The 14,038-nt window shown below is 61.1% G+C and carries 14 protein-coding genes; 6 read left to right on the top strand and 8 right to left on the bottom strand.

Annotated features, from left to right (window positions below; translation table 11 throughout):
- Positions 1–123: 123 nt before the first annotated feature.
- Positions 124–1,140, top strand: a complete 1,017-nt coding sequence (locus B3520_RS11430) for a LacI family DNA-binding transcriptional regulator (RefSeq protein WP_286807522.1) — start codon at positions 124–126, stop codon at positions 1,138–1,140.
- A gap of 101 nt (positions 1,141–1,241) precedes the next feature.
- Here B3520_RS11430 and pal read toward each other — a convergent pair whose 3' ends face one another.
- From pal to B3520_RS11400, 6 genes are all read right to left on the bottom strand, one after another.
- Entirely contained in the window at positions 1,242–1,715 is a 474-nt protein-coding gene (gene pal, locus B3520_RS11425) for a peptidoglycan-associated lipoprotein Pal (RefSeq protein WP_024462459.1), read from the bottom strand.
- 256 nt (positions 1,716–1,971) lie between these two features.
- Positions 1,972–3,252 (bottom strand): glutamate-1-semialdehyde 2,1-aminomutase, encoded by a 1,281-nt coding sequence (hemL, locus tag B3520_RS11420; protein WP_286807525.1) that lies wholly within the window; start codon positions 3,250–3,252, stop codon positions 1,972–1,974.
- Positions 3,249–3,884, bottom strand: coding sequence for a thiamine phosphate synthase (gene thiE / locus B3520_RS11415; RefSeq protein ID WP_286807527.1), 636 nt, complete (start codon positions 3,882–3,884; stop codon positions 3,249–3,251). Before thiE ends, hemL begins: the two co-directional genes overlap by 4 nt.
- 84 nt (positions 3,885–3,968) lie before the next feature.
- Positions 3,969–4,802: a bifunctional hydroxymethylpyrimidine kinase/phosphomethylpyrimidine kinase gene (thiD, locus tag B3520_RS11410; protein WP_286807528.1), complete on the bottom strand. Its 834-nt coding sequence runs from the start codon at positions 4,800–4,802 to the stop codon at positions 3,969–3,971.
- A gap of 34 nt (positions 4,803–4,836) precedes the next feature.
- Complete coding sequence (gene hemJ / locus B3520_RS11405) at positions 4,837–5,262, bottom strand: protoporphyrinogen oxidase HemJ (RefSeq protein WP_286807530.1); 426 nt, start codon at positions 5,260–5,262, stop codon at positions 4,837–4,839.
- Between the two features lie 47 nt (positions 5,263–5,309).
- Positions 5,310–7,082: a chloride channel protein gene (locus B3520_RS11400; protein ID WP_286876089.1), complete on the bottom strand. Its 1,773-nt coding sequence runs from the start codon at positions 7,080–7,082 to the stop codon at positions 5,310–5,312.
- Between the two features lie 122 nt (positions 7,083–7,204).
- On the opposite strand from B3520_RS11400, the gene argC reads away from it, so the two are divergent.
- The 4 genes from argC to erpA are packed head-to-tail and all read left to right on the top strand — an operon-like array spanning position 7,205 to position 9,907.
- The gene (gene argC / locus B3520_RS11395) at positions 7,205–8,251 is read left to right on the top strand and encodes an N-acetyl-gamma-glutamyl-phosphate reductase (RefSeq protein ID WP_286807535.1); all 1,047 of its coding nucleotides are present in this window, start codon (positions 7,205–7,207) and stop codon (positions 8,249–8,251) included.
- A 46-nt stretch (positions 8,252–8,297) separates the two neighbouring features.
- Positions 8,298–9,038 (top strand): DUF6776 family protein, encoded by a 741-nt coding sequence (locus B3520_RS11390; RefSeq protein WP_286807536.1) that lies wholly within the window; start codon positions 8,298–8,300, stop codon positions 9,036–9,038.
- A gap of 39 nt (positions 9,039–9,077) precedes the next feature.
- On the top strand, positions 9,078–9,494 hold the full coding sequence (locus tag B3520_RS11385) for a bactofilin family protein (RefSeq protein WP_024462467.1): 417 nt from the start codon (positions 9,078–9,080) through the stop codon (positions 9,492–9,494).
- 56 nt (positions 9,495–9,550) lie between these two features.
- Positions 9,551–9,907, top strand: coding sequence for an iron-sulfur cluster insertion protein ErpA (gene erpA, locus B3520_RS11380; protein ID WP_123638957.1), 357 nt, complete (start codon positions 9,551–9,553; stop codon positions 9,905–9,907).
- Here erpA and B3520_RS11375 read toward each other — a convergent pair.
- Both B3520_RS11375 and B3520_RS11370 read right to left on the bottom strand, forming a co-directional pair.
- Complete coding sequence (locus tag B3520_RS11375; RefSeq protein WP_286807538.1) at positions 9,900–11,051, bottom strand: anhydro-N-acetylmuramic acid kinase; 1,152 nt, start codon at positions 11,049–11,051, stop codon at positions 9,900–9,902. The two genes, erpA and B3520_RS11375, sit on opposite strands and share 8 nt — an antisense overlap.
- Positions 11,051–12,424 (bottom strand): peptidoglycan DD-metalloendopeptidase family protein, encoded by a 1,374-nt coding sequence (locus tag B3520_RS11370; RefSeq protein WP_286807539.1) that lies wholly within the window; start codon positions 12,422–12,424, stop codon positions 11,051–11,053. The genes B3520_RS11375 and B3520_RS11370 overlap by 1 nt, the downstream gene beginning before the upstream one ends.
- A 256-nt stretch (positions 12,425–12,680) precedes the next feature.
- Here B3520_RS11370 and tyrS point away from each other — a divergent pair, with 256 nt between their 5' ends.
- Entirely contained in the window at positions 12,681–13,988 is a 1,308-nt protein-coding gene (tyrS, locus tag B3520_RS11365; RefSeq protein ID WP_286807541.1) for a tyrosine--tRNA ligase, read from the top strand.
- Positions 13,989–14,038 lie beyond the last annotated feature (50 nt).

Genomic DNA, 14,038 nt, shown 5'->3' with positions numbered 1-14,038 from the left:
CCCGACGCGCTGGAAGGGTAATCGCGGCTATACAAGTATCTGACCGGTACTTTAAGATGGTCCGGATGACAATCGTGCGGGGTGGGCCTGTCAGCCCACCTGTCGCTTGACCGGAAAATGACCATGTCCCGACGAAAACCTCAGGAACCTGTATCCATCGCAGACATCGCCCGCCGAGCGGGGGTGTCGGAGTCAACGGTATCCCGTGCCCTGAACAATAACCCTGCGGTGAATATCAAAACCCGCGAAAAGGTTCAGGCGCTCGCCCGGGAAATGAATTACAAGGTCAATACCGGCGCCCGGAATCTGCGCCTGCAGCGCAGCCATACCATTGCTCTGGTGATCAATGCCGAGAGCGTGGACGGACAGACATTCTCTGACCCGTTCATGATGGATATGATCGGTGCTATTGCGGATGAACTGAACGAGCATCAATACAGCCTGCTGTTCTCGAGCAATGCGGTATCACCGGAGGACTGGCATGCGCACTTGCTGGGCTCTCGTCGCGCCGACGGCATCATTGTGATCGGTCAGGGGCGTGATGATGCGCCGCTGCGCCAGTTGCAGAAGGAAGGGGATGCGATTGTCGTCTGGGGCGCGCGCGAACCCGAGGCGAACTACTGCATTGTCGGCAGTGATAACTACATGGGGGGGCAGTTGGCCAGTCGTCACCTGATAGGGCGCGGTTGCCGGCGGATGTTGTTTCTCGGAGATGTGGCGCATCCGGAAATCCAGGGGCGTTTTCAGGGGTACTTTGATGCGCTGACCGAGGCCGGACTGTCGTCCCAGGAGCACCATGTCCAGGCGGCGTTTTCCATTGAGTCCGGGTATCAGCATGTGGTTGAGTTGTTGGAGGAAGGGCTCGATTTCGATGGGATTTTTGCCGCCAGCGATAATATCGCGATGGGCGCGATCAAGGCGCTGCAGGAGAAAGGTATCCGGGTGCCCGATGACGTTGCGGTAGTGGGGTTTGATGATATCCCCATTGCCCCCTATTTCAATCCGCCTCTGACGACCGTGCGCCAGGATATTCATCGGGGCGGGAAGCTGCTGGTCCAGAAGGTGATGGCGTTGGTGAAGGGGCAGCCGGTGACGTCCGAAGTCTTGAAGACCGACCTGGTGGTGCGCGCGTCGTCCTGACCGCTGAGGCTTACCCATTGGGTATTACATCCCTGCAAGTGTTCCCACCAAAAAAAACGGCGCCGATAAGGCGCCGTTTTTTCGTGCGTTGAGTGAGCGACTTACTTCAGCTCAACACGACGGTTCTGTTCCCAGGCGCTTTCATTGCTACCCTGAACGGCGGGACGCTCTTCACCGTAGCTGACGGTTTCGATGCGGCTGGCCGGTACGCCCTGAAGTACCAGGAAGTCACGAACGGCTTTGGCGCGACGCTCACCCAGGCCCATGTTGTACTCGCGTGAACCACGCTCATCCGCATGACCTTCCAGACGAACACGGTCGCCACTTTCTTTCAGGCGCTCGGCGTGAGCTACCAGAGTGGCACGCGCGTCGGGCTTCAGAGTGGACTTGTCGAAGTCAAAGTAAAAGGTGGTGTCCAGCTCGGGCTCGGGTTCCGGTTGGGGCTCCGGCTCGGGCTCCGGTTCGGTGACGGTGGGTTCTTCAACAGGCTCTTCCTGGGTGGAAGTGGAGCTACAGCCCACGAGCAGACCTGTGGTGGCGATCAGAATCAGAAAGCTTTTCAAAAGATTGTTCATCGTTCTCTCCCAATTTGGTGAACAGAGTTACATTCCGTAAAAACAGTGTCGGTGAAACGAATAGAGTCCGTGACAACACGTTCGTTCCCTACATCGATTCCTGAAACAGCGAGCAGGCCAATCGCGCTAAGCCCAGTGCCACAAGGATTGAGGAACCTGCGTCAAGATTAAGCGCTCCACGCGCCTTAGGCAAGTCCTGGCACCAAAAATTGTGGCATGGTTAACTCTTCAAAGCCTCTGGCGGAGTTTTTTCACCCTACAGGCGGGCAAAAACCCGGCGAGCGGCGCTGAGCGTCTGCTCAATATCATCCTCGGAGTGGGCCGCCGACATGAAGCCTGCCTCGTAGGAGGCGGGGGCCAGGTAGACGCCCTCTTCGAGCATGCCGTGATAGAAACGGTTGAACCGCTCGGTGTCGCAACTCATCACCTGATCGTAGCGGGTCACCTCCGGCGCATCGGTGAAGAAGAAGCCGAACATGCTGCCCCGATGGTTGGTTGTGAAGGGTATGCCAGCCTCGTCTGCGACCGCCTGCATGCCGCGGGTCAACTGCTCGGTGCGTTCGGTGATTTGCGCATAAAGTCCCTCCTGCTCAAGGGCTCGCAAGGTGGCGACGCCCGCGGCGGTAGCCAAAGGATTGCCCGACAGGGTGCCGGCCTGATAGACCGGTCCGGTCGGCGCTACCATTTCCATGATGTCTCGCCGACCGCCGAAGGCTCCGACGGGCAGGCCGCCGCCAATCACTTTGCCCAGGGTGATGAGATCGGCCTTGACGTCAAACAGCCCCTGAGCGCCCTTAGGCCCCACTCTGAAACCGGTCATGACCTCGTCGAAGATCAGCACCGCGCCGGACTCATCGCAAACCTCGCGCAGGGTTTCCAGAAAGCCCGGTACCGGGGGAATGCAGTTCATGTTGCCGGCCACGGGCTCGACAATGATGCAGGCGATTTCGCCACCGAGCTCGCGGAATACCTCGCGGACCTGCTCCGGATCGTTGTAGGTCAGGGTCATGGTGTGTTCGGCCAGCGCGCTCGGGACGCCCGGGGAGCTCGGGACGCCGAAGGTGAGGGCGCCGGAGCCGGCCTTGATCAGCAGTGAGTCGGAGTGGCCGTGGTAGCAGCCCTCGAACTTGACGATCTTGTCCCGACCAGTGAAGGCACGGGCCAGTCGAATGGCGCTCATGGTCGCTTCGGTACCGGAGTTGACCAGGCGCACCATGTCCATATTGGGAACGCGCTCACACAGCAGGTCGGCGAGCTCTGTTTCCCGGGCGGTCGGCGCGCCGAAACTCAGCCCGTGGCGGGCCGCTTCGATGACGGCATCGGTAACTGGGGGGTAGCTGTGGCCCAGAATCATCGGTCCCCAGGACTGCACATAATCAATGTAGCGCTGGCTGTCCGCGTCCCAGAAGTAGGCCCCCTCGGCCCGCTCGACGAACCGGGGCGTGCCTCCGACGGCCTTGAAGGCGCGCACCGGAGAGTTGACCCCTCCGGGAATGTGTTTCTGGGCCAGTCTGAACAGCTCTTCGGATCGACTCATAATGCGGTTTCCTCTCTACAGCAGGGTAGGGTTAGATAGTTGCGCGCCCGGCGTTCTATATCCGGTGCGCTGAACAGGTCGTGGCTGACCGCCAGCCAGTCGGCGCCCGCTGCCAGCAGTGCGGCGCCGTTTTCCAGAGTGATGCCTCCAATGGCCACAATAGGCAGGCCAACCGCCGCGCGCGCCCGTGTCAGTAAGTCGGCGGGCGCGGGCGGGGCATCGGGTTTGGTTCGGGACGGGAAAAATCGCCCGAACGCCACGTAGCTGGCGCCGGCCCGCTTGGCGTGCTGCGCCAATGCGATGGAGTCGTGGCAGGTAACGCCGATGATCGCCCGGGAGCCTAAACGTTGTCGGGCTCGCATGGGATCACCGTCGGTTTGACCGAGGTGCACTCCGTCCGCCTGTACCCTCAGGGCCAGCTCGGGGTCATCATTGATGATCAAGCGAGCGCCGTGGTTCAGACACAGGGTGCGCAGTGCGGTGGCCTCCCGGAGGCGCCGGGCCTGATCGCCGGATTTATCCCGATATTGCAGCCATCGAGCCCCGCCGCGCAACGCCGCTTCGGCGGCCGGGATCAGTCGCTCCGCCAGGGCGGCGGTATCGGCAATGGCGTACAGGGGGTGCAAGGGCATAGCGGCTCCACAGCGTGAGCGGAGCAGTTTACCGGCAAATGGCGTCGGTGCAAAATGGCGACGTGCCAGGGCGAGCGCCGGTGCTCAACAGCCGCCGCCGGGCCCCCGATTGCCGCTCTGATTGCGGTCGGCCCAGAACAGTCGATTGGGAATACTGTGTCCCATCCCGAGGCGCCGGCTGGCGGCGAGCGCGTGCCAGGTGAAATTCTGGCCCTGCTCCACCGCATCCAGCAGCCGCAGGCCGTGGGCGAGATAAGCGCTGATACTGGCCGAGAGCGTGGCGCCACCACCATGGCTCAAAACGTTCAGACGCTCCCAGCGGTATTCCCGCACGAGTCCCTTTTTGTTGTACAGCCGGTTTTCGTGGTGGGTCTGGGTCCGGCGGGAGCCGGTAATCAGGGTGTACTCCCCGCCATACTCCAGGATTTCCTGCGCGCAGGCGTCCAGGGTGTCACCCTGCTGGGCGAGTTCGTAGGCTTCCACCAGATCCGGGGTGGCCAGAGTGCTCAAGGGCAGCAACAGGCTTTTGGTGGCGTCCCGGAGCGCTTCGGCCTCGGCCGCGGGGCCGTCGCCCAATTGGGTGACGGGTTCCAGTACCACGGGCAGATGAGGGTAGTCCTGCAGAATGGTGTGAATGGCCTCAACATGGCTGACCTGGCCGAGGAAGCCCAGTTTGACCGCCTTGACCGGCAGGTCCTCCAGAACCGCTCTGACCTGCTCAATCAGAAAGCTGGAGGGAATGCTCCGGATGTCCTTCACATCCCGGGTGTCCCGCGCACAGAGGGCGGTTATGACGGACGTGCAGTGGCAGCCGAGGCTGGCGCAGGTTTCGATGTCTGCCTGGATGCCGGTGCAGCCGGAGGGGTCGTGGCTGGCCAGTGCCAGCACGATCGGCACCTGCTCATCTATCGGCGTCATACGGGTCCTCCTGGTACAGGCCCCCGCCCGACATTCAGTGCAATGGCTTGACCACAGCGAGGATCACAATGCCGATCAGCAGGAGCACGGGAAACTCATTGAACCAGCGAAAGAACACATGGCCACGCTGGCAGCGGTCATCCCGGAACTGCTTGATGAACTGACCGCAGATAAAATGATAGACCATCAGAACCGCAACGAGTGTCATTTTTATCCAATACCAGAGGCTGTGGGCATAATAATCCCAGTTGCCGCTGCTGAGCCACAGCCCTAAGGCCACGGTCGCAATCAGGCTGGGCGTGCCAATGCCCCGATACAGCTTGCGCTCCATGATCTTGAAGCGATCGCGACTGATCTGGTCGGTGCTCATGGCGTGGTAGACAAACAGTCGCGGCAGATAGAACAGCGCCGCAAACCAGCAGATGATGGCGATCAGGTGAAAAGCTTTGACCCAGAGCATAGTGCGTTCCGTTGTCGGTGGGTGATCGGTAGCTCAATGTCCGGCTTTTACAGCCGGTAATAAGACTCCAGTTGCTCCCGGGAGACCAGCCCGGTGATGCCGCCGCCGGGGGCCGGGATGTACAGGGCATCCACCTGGGACTGGTTGAGAGCCTGCCAGGCCTCATACAGGTTGGCCAGGGGCGAGATGGCGATCATCTCCACCCGTCTGCCTGGAATGGCCAGAAGGTCCAGATATTCGCCTGCCTCGGGTTCGTCCGCCGCGGGCGCCGTGTCCGGGTCGGCTTCCAGTGTTTCCAGGTGCTGAGCCAGCGAGGCCGGCTCGAGCAGCAGGTTCTTGTCCTGAAGAACGATCCACTCGGGCTTTAACTTCAGCAACTCACGCGCCTCGCGTTGAGTGATCTCTCTCGAGGCCAGGCTGAAGCGGCGGTGCATCAGGCTGCGCACGCCGGTGCGGCTCAGCAGTTGCTGCATCAGCTTGGGACGATTGCTTTTGCCCTCCTGCTCCAGCAGCGTGGCAAAGAGCCCGTCGCAGCGAAACAGCCAGCGGGTGGACAGACTGGCCACCACAACCACCAGCATTCCGGGAAACAGGATGCCGGGATTGTACGTCAGTTCCAGGATGGCAATGATCGCGGCCAGGGGCGCGTTGATGACCGCCGCCATCATGGCGCTCATCCCTACAATGGCGTAAACCCCGGGCTCGCTGACCGTAACCGGGAGCATGGCGGCAAAATACCCGGCGGCGCCGCCGAGACAGGCGCCCATGACCAGCGAGGGGCCAATGACCCCGCCGGGTACCCCCAAGCCGAGCACCAGAGCGGTGATCACCAGCTTGGCAACCAGGACCAACGCGAGGGAGGGGCCGATCAGCTCCCCGGTGAGTGCGCCGTCAATGGTGTCGTAGCCCATGCCCATCACCTCGGGAATCCACAGGCCTCCCAGGCCGGCAACCAGCCCGGCGAGTGGAATCCGAAGCCACAGGGGCCAGCGGCCGGTGTGGCGGGCGCAGCCACTGTGCAGCTTGATGTAGGTGGCGGCGGCCAGGGCGATAATGACCCCCATGGCCGCCATGATGGGCAGTTCACTGAGGTGGCCGGTCAACTGCTGGCCATCCATGAAGACGATATCGGGTCCGAAAGCCAGTTGGGTCAATGTGGTCCCGGCAACAGCTGCCAGAATGACCGGGATAAAGCCGGCAATGGTGTACTCCATGAGAACCACTTCCATGGCGAATATGACCCCCGCCATCGGAGTATTGAACGAAGCGGCAATGGCGGCGGCCACGCCGCAGGCCACCAGGGGGCGCAGGCTGTTGTTGGGCAGGTGCAGCCACTGGCCCAGCTTGCTGGCGCTGGCCGCGCCCAGGTGCACCGCCGGGCCCTCCCGCCCGGCGGAGTGACCGCTCAGCAGGGCCAGGGCGCCGCCGATGAACTGAACCCCGGCGTTGCGAAACGACAGATACCCCTGATGGTTGTGCAGCCGGTCAAGCACATGCCCCACGCCGGTGGCTCGGGAGGGGGCCCTGACGGCATAGAGCAGGGCCAGAAGTCCAAGGGCGCCCGCCAGGGGAAGCAGAAAGCGGAACAGGGCGGGAAGGCCCTCGAAATTTTCGCCGTGGCCGGGTAGCTGGTGCCCAAGGCTACCTTCCACCAGCAGACGAAATCCGATGATTACCGAGCCGGCGAGGATGCCGCTGGCCAGCCCCAGCAAGGTCAACTGGGGCAGCGCGTCGACATGAGCCAGGCGGTTGCGCCAGCGCTCGGCCGCCTGCCGGTGGCGTTGGCGAAGGCGCTCAATGGGCGGTGGCTCGGTGGGCATCAGACTCCTCAGGTGTCGGGCGACTTTCGATTTGGCGTTAAGGTCCGTATTATAGGCCGTTTAAACCCCGGGGAGCCAAGCGGTATCCTGAATGGGCGTATGGGCAGAAGAGAGGTTGACGAGTGATTAACGTAGGTATTGTAGGCGGAACCGGCTATACCGGAGTGGAGCTACTGCGCTTGCTGGTCAAGCACCCTGAAGTGACGGTGGCGGTGATCACCTCCCGTGCCGAGGCCGGGATTGCGGTGGCCGATCTCTATCCGAATCTGCGCGGGCATACGGATCTGCGTTTTTCCGAGCCGGACGTCAAGCGTCTGGGCGAGTGCGACGTGGTCTTTTTCGCCACGCCGCACGGGGTGGCCCAGAACCTGATGCCCGCACTGCTGGAAATCAATACCCGAGTGGTGGACCTGTCGGCGGACTTCCGTCTGCGGGATACCGAGCGCTGGGGCCAGTGGTACGGTCAGGCTCACGGCTGCCCGGAATTGGTGGCCGAGGCCGTGTACGGCCTGCCAGAGGTGAATCGTGAGGCCATCCGTCAGGCTCGGCTGGTGGCCTGCCCGGGCTGCTATCCCACCGCGGCCCAACTGGGTTTTCTGCCCCTCCTGGAACAGGGGCTGGTGGCCACCGACAACTTGATCGTCAGTGCTGCCAGCGGCGCTACCGGTGCGGGTCGTCAGGCCAAGGTGGATACGCTCTTGACCGAGGTCAGTGACAGCTTCAAGGCCTACGCCGCCGGAGGTCATCGCCATCTGCCGGAGATCGAGCAGGGGCTTCACGATATCCAGGGCGGCCGTGGCGAACCGGCTCGCGTGACCTTCGTGCCGCACCTGCTGCCGATGATCCGGGGCATTCACGCCACGCTGTACAGCCGCGCCCTGGCACCGGATCAGCTGCCGGATCTGCAGGCGCTGTACGAGCAGCGCTTTGCCAATGAGCCCTTTGTCGATGTGATGCCCGCCGGTGAGCACCCACAAACCCGTTCGGTGAAAGGCTCCAATGTATGCCGTATTTCCGTTTTTCGCCCCCAGGATCGTGATACCCTCGTCGTCCTTTCGGTGATCGATAACCTGACCAAGGGGGCATCCGGGCAGGCGGTCCAGAACATGAATATTATGTTTGGCTTTGAGGAAACACTGGGGCTGGATCTGGTAGCGCTGCTGCCCTGATCGCCCGTTATTCCAACGAGTTTTCTCCAGAGTGGATTGACGTTCTATGGCGCAAGTAAAAGGCAGCAAGCAGTATCGCATGGTCGTGGTTCCCTACCGGCCGGTGAGGCGGGTGCTACTGGCGCTGGTGCTGTTATTGCTCGTGGGCCTGGCGGTGGCCGGGAGCTTTTATGGTGGCCATCATCTGGGGGTAACCCAGCAGGCTGATGCGGTCGCCGAGCGCAACAAGTTGCGCAAGGAAGTTGCCAGCCTGACCGGTGAGGCCGAACAGTTGCGCCAACAGGTGGCCAATCTGCGCCTGGGGTCAGAGGTGGATCAGCAGGCCAGCGAAGAGATGCGCAACCAGGTCATCGCACTCAAGGAAGAAATAACGGCGCTGGAGGAGGACATCACCTTCTATCGTGGGCTGATGTCGCCCAGTGCCAACAACAGCGGGCTGACCATCGGGTCGCTCAACGTGCTGGCGACGGGTATGCCACGGCAGTTCGAGTACAAGCTGGTGGTACAGCAGTTGGCGACAGACCACCAGGTGCTCAGCGGGTATCTGAATTTCAATATTGTCGGGCGGCGTAACGAGACCGTGGAGACCCTGTCACTCCACCTGCTCTCTGATCAGGTGGAGTCGGAAGACATTCGCCTGCGCTTCCGGTATTTCCAGAATATTGAAGGCCGACTGACGCTTCCGGAGGGGTTCGAGCCGGAACGCATCGAGTTGGTCGCACGATCGACCGGGCGTAACCCGGAAACCGTTGAAAAGAAATTCGGCTGGTTGGTGCAGGAGCTTTAACTTAATAGGTCGTTTATGTGGGGTAAAAAAGGCAACGCTATGGCATTTTCAAACAATCACACTCTGATTTCGCGCGGTACCAAGGTTGTCGGCGACCTGCACTTTACCGGTGACCTGCAGATCGAAGGTACGGTCGAGGGTAATATCATCGCCGACAGCGGCAATGACGCCAAGTTGGTGGTCGCCGAGAAGGGCTCGGTCCAAGGGGAAATACGGGTGCCCATGGTTATCATCAATGGCAATGTGACCGGCAATGTATTTTCCAGCAAACACGTTGAGCTCGCCGCCAAGGCGGTTGTGGAAGGCAATGTCCACTACCAGTTGATCGAAATGATCAAGGGGGCGCAGGTCAACGGCAGCCTGGTCTACAGCGGGGCCGCCGGCACCAAGAAACTGTCTGGCCCGGAATCGGCGGATGAGCCCGAGGCTGACGTGAAAGCGGTCGCCAATACTTGACTAAAACGCTCAGGTAAAGCGTATAATGCTCAAATGAGTCACGATTGGAGTCTTTGATGTCTGCGCCAGAAGTGTTTGTTCCCGGTGCCGTGCTGGAAGTAAGTCCCAGCGCTGTCGCCAAAGTGCGAAGCCTCGTGGAGGAGGAGGGTAACCCTGACCTCAAGCTCCGCGTTTACATTACCGGGGGTGGTTGCTCCGGTTTTCAGTACGGCTTTGCCTTTGACGAAGTGGCCGCAGAGGACGATGCGGTGGTTGAGCAAGAGGGCGTCAAGGTGCTGGTCGATGCCATGAGCTACCCCTACCTGATGGGTGCCAAGGTGGATTACCGGGAGGATCTGCAGGGGGCGAAGTTTGTGGTTGAAAACCCCAACGCGGCCAGCACCTGTGGCTGTGGGTCTTCGTTCTCTATCTGATTCCGGCTGACGGCCGCCCCGGATAGACCGCGCCCAGCACCTGGGGGCTGTCAGCACCCGTGACAGAGGGGAGGTTGCCGCTGAGTCCTTTCAGGTTCTGCCGGGCAAGCCACGCAAACGCCACGCCTTCCACCCAGTCCGGAGAAAGCCCCAGCGCGCTGGTGTCCGAGATCACGCAATCGGGCAGCAGAGCTTTAAATGCCTCCTGCAGGCGTCGGTTATGGGCGCCACCACCGCACAGATAAACCTCGCGAGGAGCATTCCCGGCGGAAAGTCCGTCAATACTGGCTGCAATCCCCTGGGCGGTAAGCATCAGTAGCGTTGCCTGAACGTCTTCGGCCCGGATCGGCCCGGGCATCCCTTCCAAGCAGTCATCCAGCCATCCCAAGTGGAAGGTCTCCGGCCCCGTGCTTTTGGGCGGGGGTAACCGGAAATAGGGGTGCTCCAGCAAACGTGACAACAGCGTTCCCTGAATCTGTCCCTGGGCCGCCCATCGCCCGCCCTCATCAAACGCTTTGCCAAGGCTGCGCTGAATCCAGGCGTCCATCAGATTGTTGCCGGGCCCGGTGTCAAATCCAAGCACGGTCCCGTGGGCGGGCAGCCATGTCAGGTTGGCAACGCCTCCGACATTGACGATGGCGCGGTCCGCCTCTGGGGTATGAAACAGTGTCTGATGCAGTGCCGGCACCAACGGAGCGCCCTGGCCCCCGGCCGCCATATCCCGGCGCCGAAAGTCGGCAACGGTGGTAATGCCTGTCAGGTGGGCAATGAGGTTGGGGTCCGCGACCTGTAGGGTGAAGGCGTTCGAGGAGGGGGTGCCATCTGGCGGGCGGTGCCTGAGGGTCTGGCCATGGCTTCCGATGGCGGAGACCCGGGTTGGGTCAATACCGGTCTGAGAGAGCAGTTCAAGTGCCGCTTGGGCAAATGCCCGCCCCAACTGTTGATCCAGAGCGCCCATGCGGTCAATTTCGCCATCGCCGGGTTGGGCCAGCTTGTGAATCGCGGCCCGGGTGTCAGGGGGGAGTGGTGAACTATGGTGAGCCAGCAGCTTCAGGGGTGGCTGGCTGAAATCCACCAGCACCGCATCAATGGCGTCGGCGCTGGTGCCGGACATCAGGCCGATGTAGAGCTCGGCGCCCGCCATCAGTTCACGCGTAGTTCGTTGCCGACGCTGGCCAGCTGGGTCTCGCGATGGTATTGCTCAAGCTCGGCCATGATTGGCTGGACCTGGGACTTGAAGCGCGCGAGTTCTGACGAGGGGACAGACTCTGCCTGGGGTAGCTCGACCGTAACCGGATTGCGTACCGAGCCGTTGACGTAGAATTCGTAGTGCAAGTGCGGGCCGGTGGCCAGGCCGGTAGAGCCGACGTAGCCGATGATCTGCCCCTGTTTTACCCGAACGCCCGAGCGGATGTTGCGGTGAAAGGCGTTCAGGTGCGCATAAAGGGTTTCGTAAGTCTGGCCGTGTTGAATGATCACGGTATTGCCGTAGCCACCCTTGCGGCCTGCCAGCTTGATACGGCCGTCACCGGACGCCTTGACGGGCGTACCCCGGGGGGCGGCATAGTCGGTACCTTTATGGGCCCGAATGGTGTTGAGTACCGGGTGGCGCCGGTTTGGATTGAAGGGTGAGCTGATGCGCGTGAACTCAACCGGCGTGCGCAAAAACGCCCGGCGCATGCTCCGGCCTTCCGGCGTGAAGTAGTTCGCGTCGCCTTCAGCACTGACGTAGCGCACCGCCCGGAAGGTTTTGCCCCGGTTGGTGAACTCGGCGGCGAGAATTGGGCCGTTGCCGATTTTCTCCCCGTCGAGGAAGTGCTCCTCGAACAGGACGCTGAAAGTGTCACCGCGGCGGATGTCCAGGATGAAGTCGATATCCCAGCCAAAAATGCCGGCCAGCTCCATGGTCAGGTTGTCTGTCATTCCCGCCCGTTGACCGGCGAGAAACAGAGAGCTGTCAATGGTGGCGCGCCGGTAGGCAATCTGTACATCCGGGGTGCGCTCAAGCTCTTCGGAAGCGAAGGCGTCGTCTTGACGGGCGAAGCGAAGGCTCCGCAGTTGGTCACGCTGATAAACCAGCTCTTCCAGCTCGCCCTCGGGGGTCAGGCCGAAGGTGATTTCATTGCCCGGCATGATCCGGCGCAGGGCCCGGGCTTCGGGTGCCTGGTCGATCAGTTCATAGAGGTCCCGGTCGCTCAGGCCGGCCCGCTTGAACAGTACGGACAGGCTGTCGCCGGACTTAACGGTGAAGGTGGTGTAAGTCAGCGTCTGGGGTTCTGGCTCAGGCTCAGGTGTCTGAGGCTGGGGCCTGGTTTCCGCTGCCTCAAACGGTGGCTGGGCCTCCAGAGAAGTCGGCTCAAGCTCGAGGACCTGACCCGTGTCCGGCAGTTTCAGCGCAATAGGCTGGCTTTGCCGCGAAGAGCTGGTGCCCTCCGAGGATGAGAAGGCCAAAAGCAGGGAAAGCCCCAATACCAGTGAGCCAGCGGCAATCACGTGCCCCCGTGGGTATTGGCGCAAAAGAGCCGCTATCGGCTTTTTGTTCGTGTTTTCAGAGGGTTCCATGGAAAACTTAAACCCGTTATGCAAATGTGGCTGTTAGCATCAGTTATAACAGAAAACCGGTGTAATAGCACCCAGTAAAGTGATGAGCCGTTCCCGGTTCAGCCAAAATACGGCCCGCGCCCTTGTTTTTGTGCACGGATTCGGTATCTTGACAGCCCTTTTTCGGTGGCCCTCGGGGCCTGTCCTGTTCAAACATTCAGAGATGGTAGCAATGGCAGCAGTCGATCCCGGTTTGCTTCAAGACCTCCAGAGTCGCGGTTTGGTTTCCCAGACGTCGGGAGGAGACGCCCTCAAGGAGTATCTGGCAGGCGGCAGCCGGACCCTATACAGCGGCTTTGACCCCACGGCGGACAGCCTGCATATAGGCCACCTGGTGCCATTGCTGGCTCTGAAGCGTTTTCAGCGCGCGGGCCACAAGCCGATTGCCCTGGTCGGAGGCGCGACCGGCCTGGTGGGAGACCCAAGCTTCAAGGCCCAGGAGCGCAAGCTGAATACACCGGATGTGGTGGCTCAATGGGCGGACAAGCTCAAGGGACAGGTGAGCCGGTTCATCGACTTTGATTGCGGTGGGACCTCGGCCGAAGTGGTGAATAACCTCGACTGGGTTGGTCAGATGAGTGTGCTCGACTTCCTTCGGGATGTGGGTAAGCACTTTGCGGTCAACAACATGATCTCCAAAGAGTCAGTGCGCCAGCGCATCGAGCGGGAAGGGGAGGGGATCTCCTTTACCGAGTTCACCTATATGTTGCTTCAGTCCCTGGACTTTGCAGAGCTCTATCATCGGTACAACTGTACCCTGCAGATAGGGGGCAGCGACCAGTGGGGCAATATCACGGGCGGGATCGATCTCACGCGGCGTCTATATAGTGGCCAGGTTTACGGTCTGACCATGCCGCTTGTGACCAAAGCCGATGGCACCAAGTTCGGCAAGACTGAAAGTGGCACGATCTGGCTGGATCCGGCCAAGACGTCTCCTTATGCCTTCTATCAATTCTGGTTGGGGACAGCGGATGCGGACGTCTACAAGTTCCTGCGCTACTTTACCTTCCTGTCTCTGGAGGATATCGAGCGCATTGAGAATGAGGATCGGGAGCGCCAGGGGCGTCCTGAGGCTCAGCGCGTTCTGGCCGAAGAGATGACGGCCCTTATTCACGGGGACGAAGGGCTTGAGGCCGCTCGCCGAATTACCCAGGCGCTGTTCAGTCACGACCTGGGTTCTTTGGGTGAGGCGGATCTGGAGCAGCTGAAGCTGGATGGCCTGCCGTTCTCGGTGTTGAGTCGGGCGGCGTTGGCGGATGAACCGCTGACCCAGTTGCTGGTTGACGCGGGTATGGCGACCTCGGGCAAGCAGGTCAAGGATGCGCTCGGTCGCAATGCGGTGGTCATCAATGGCCGGGAGTGTGGCGCCGACGATAACCTCAACACCTCGGCGTGCTTTGCGGAAGATGCGGCCATGTTTGGTCGCTTCTATATTTGCCGTCTGGGTAAGAAGAAGTACCACCTGTTTGAGGTCCGTTAAGGCCCTCTCCGGGGTGTGCGAAAAAACTTTCAAAAAGTACTTGCGCGCCC

Origin of the sequence: Marinimicrobium sp. UBA4509 (genome assembly GCF_002388575.1) — a bacterium.
GTDB lineage: Bacteria > Pseudomonadota > Gammaproteobacteria > Pseudomonadales > Cellvibrionaceae > Marinimicrobium > Marinimicrobium koreense.
This window is presented reverse-complemented; position numbering and strand designations above follow the sequence as displayed.

Bases quoted from the DNA above. Each gene is read 5' to 3' on its own strand.
- erpA (WP_123638957.1), top strand. From the start codon at position 9,551: ATGTCTGCGCCAGAAGTGTTTGTTCCCGGTGCCGTGCTGGAAGTAAGT.
- B3520_RS11430 (WP_286807522.1), top strand. From the start codon at position 124: ATGTCCCGACGAAAACCTCAGGAACCTGTATCCATCGCAGACATCGCC.
- tyrS (WP_286807541.1), top strand. From the start codon at position 12,681: ATGGCAGCAGTCGATCCCGGTTTGCTTCAAGACCTCCAGAGTCGCGGT.
- B3520_RS11385 (WP_024462467.1), top strand. From the start codon at position 9,078: ATGGCATTTTCAAACAATCACACTCTGATTTCGCGCGGTACCAAGGTT.
- thiD (WP_286807528.1), bottom strand. From the start codon at position 4,802: ATGACGCCGATAGATGAGCAGGTGCCGATCGTGCTGGCACTGGCCAGC.
- B3520_RS11390 (WP_286807536.1), top strand. From the start codon at position 8,298: ATGGCGCAAGTAAAAGGCAGCAAGCAGTATCGCATGGTCGTGGTTCCC.
- thiE (WP_286807527.1), bottom strand. From the start codon at position 3,884: ATGCCCTTGCACCCCCTGTACGCCATTGCCGATACCGCCGCCCTGGCG.
- pal (WP_024462459.1), bottom strand. From the start codon at position 1,715: ATGAACAATCTTTTGAAAAGCTTTCTGATTCTGATCGCCACCACAGGT.
- B3520_RS11375 (WP_286807538.1), bottom strand. From the start codon at position 11,051: ATGGCGGGCGCCGAGCTCTACATCGGCCTGATGTCCGGCACCAGCGCC.
- hemJ (WP_286807530.1), bottom strand. From the start codon at position 5,262: ATGCTCTGGGTCAAAGCTTTTCACCTGATCGCCATCATCTGCTGGTTT.
- hemL (WP_286807525.1), bottom strand. From the start codon at position 3,252: ATGAGTCGATCCGAAGAGCTGTTCAGACTGGCCCAGAAACACATTCCC.
- B3520_RS11400 (WP_286876089.1), bottom strand. From the start codon at position 7,082: ATGCCCACCGAGCCACCGCCCATTGAGCGCCTTCGCCAACGCCACCGG.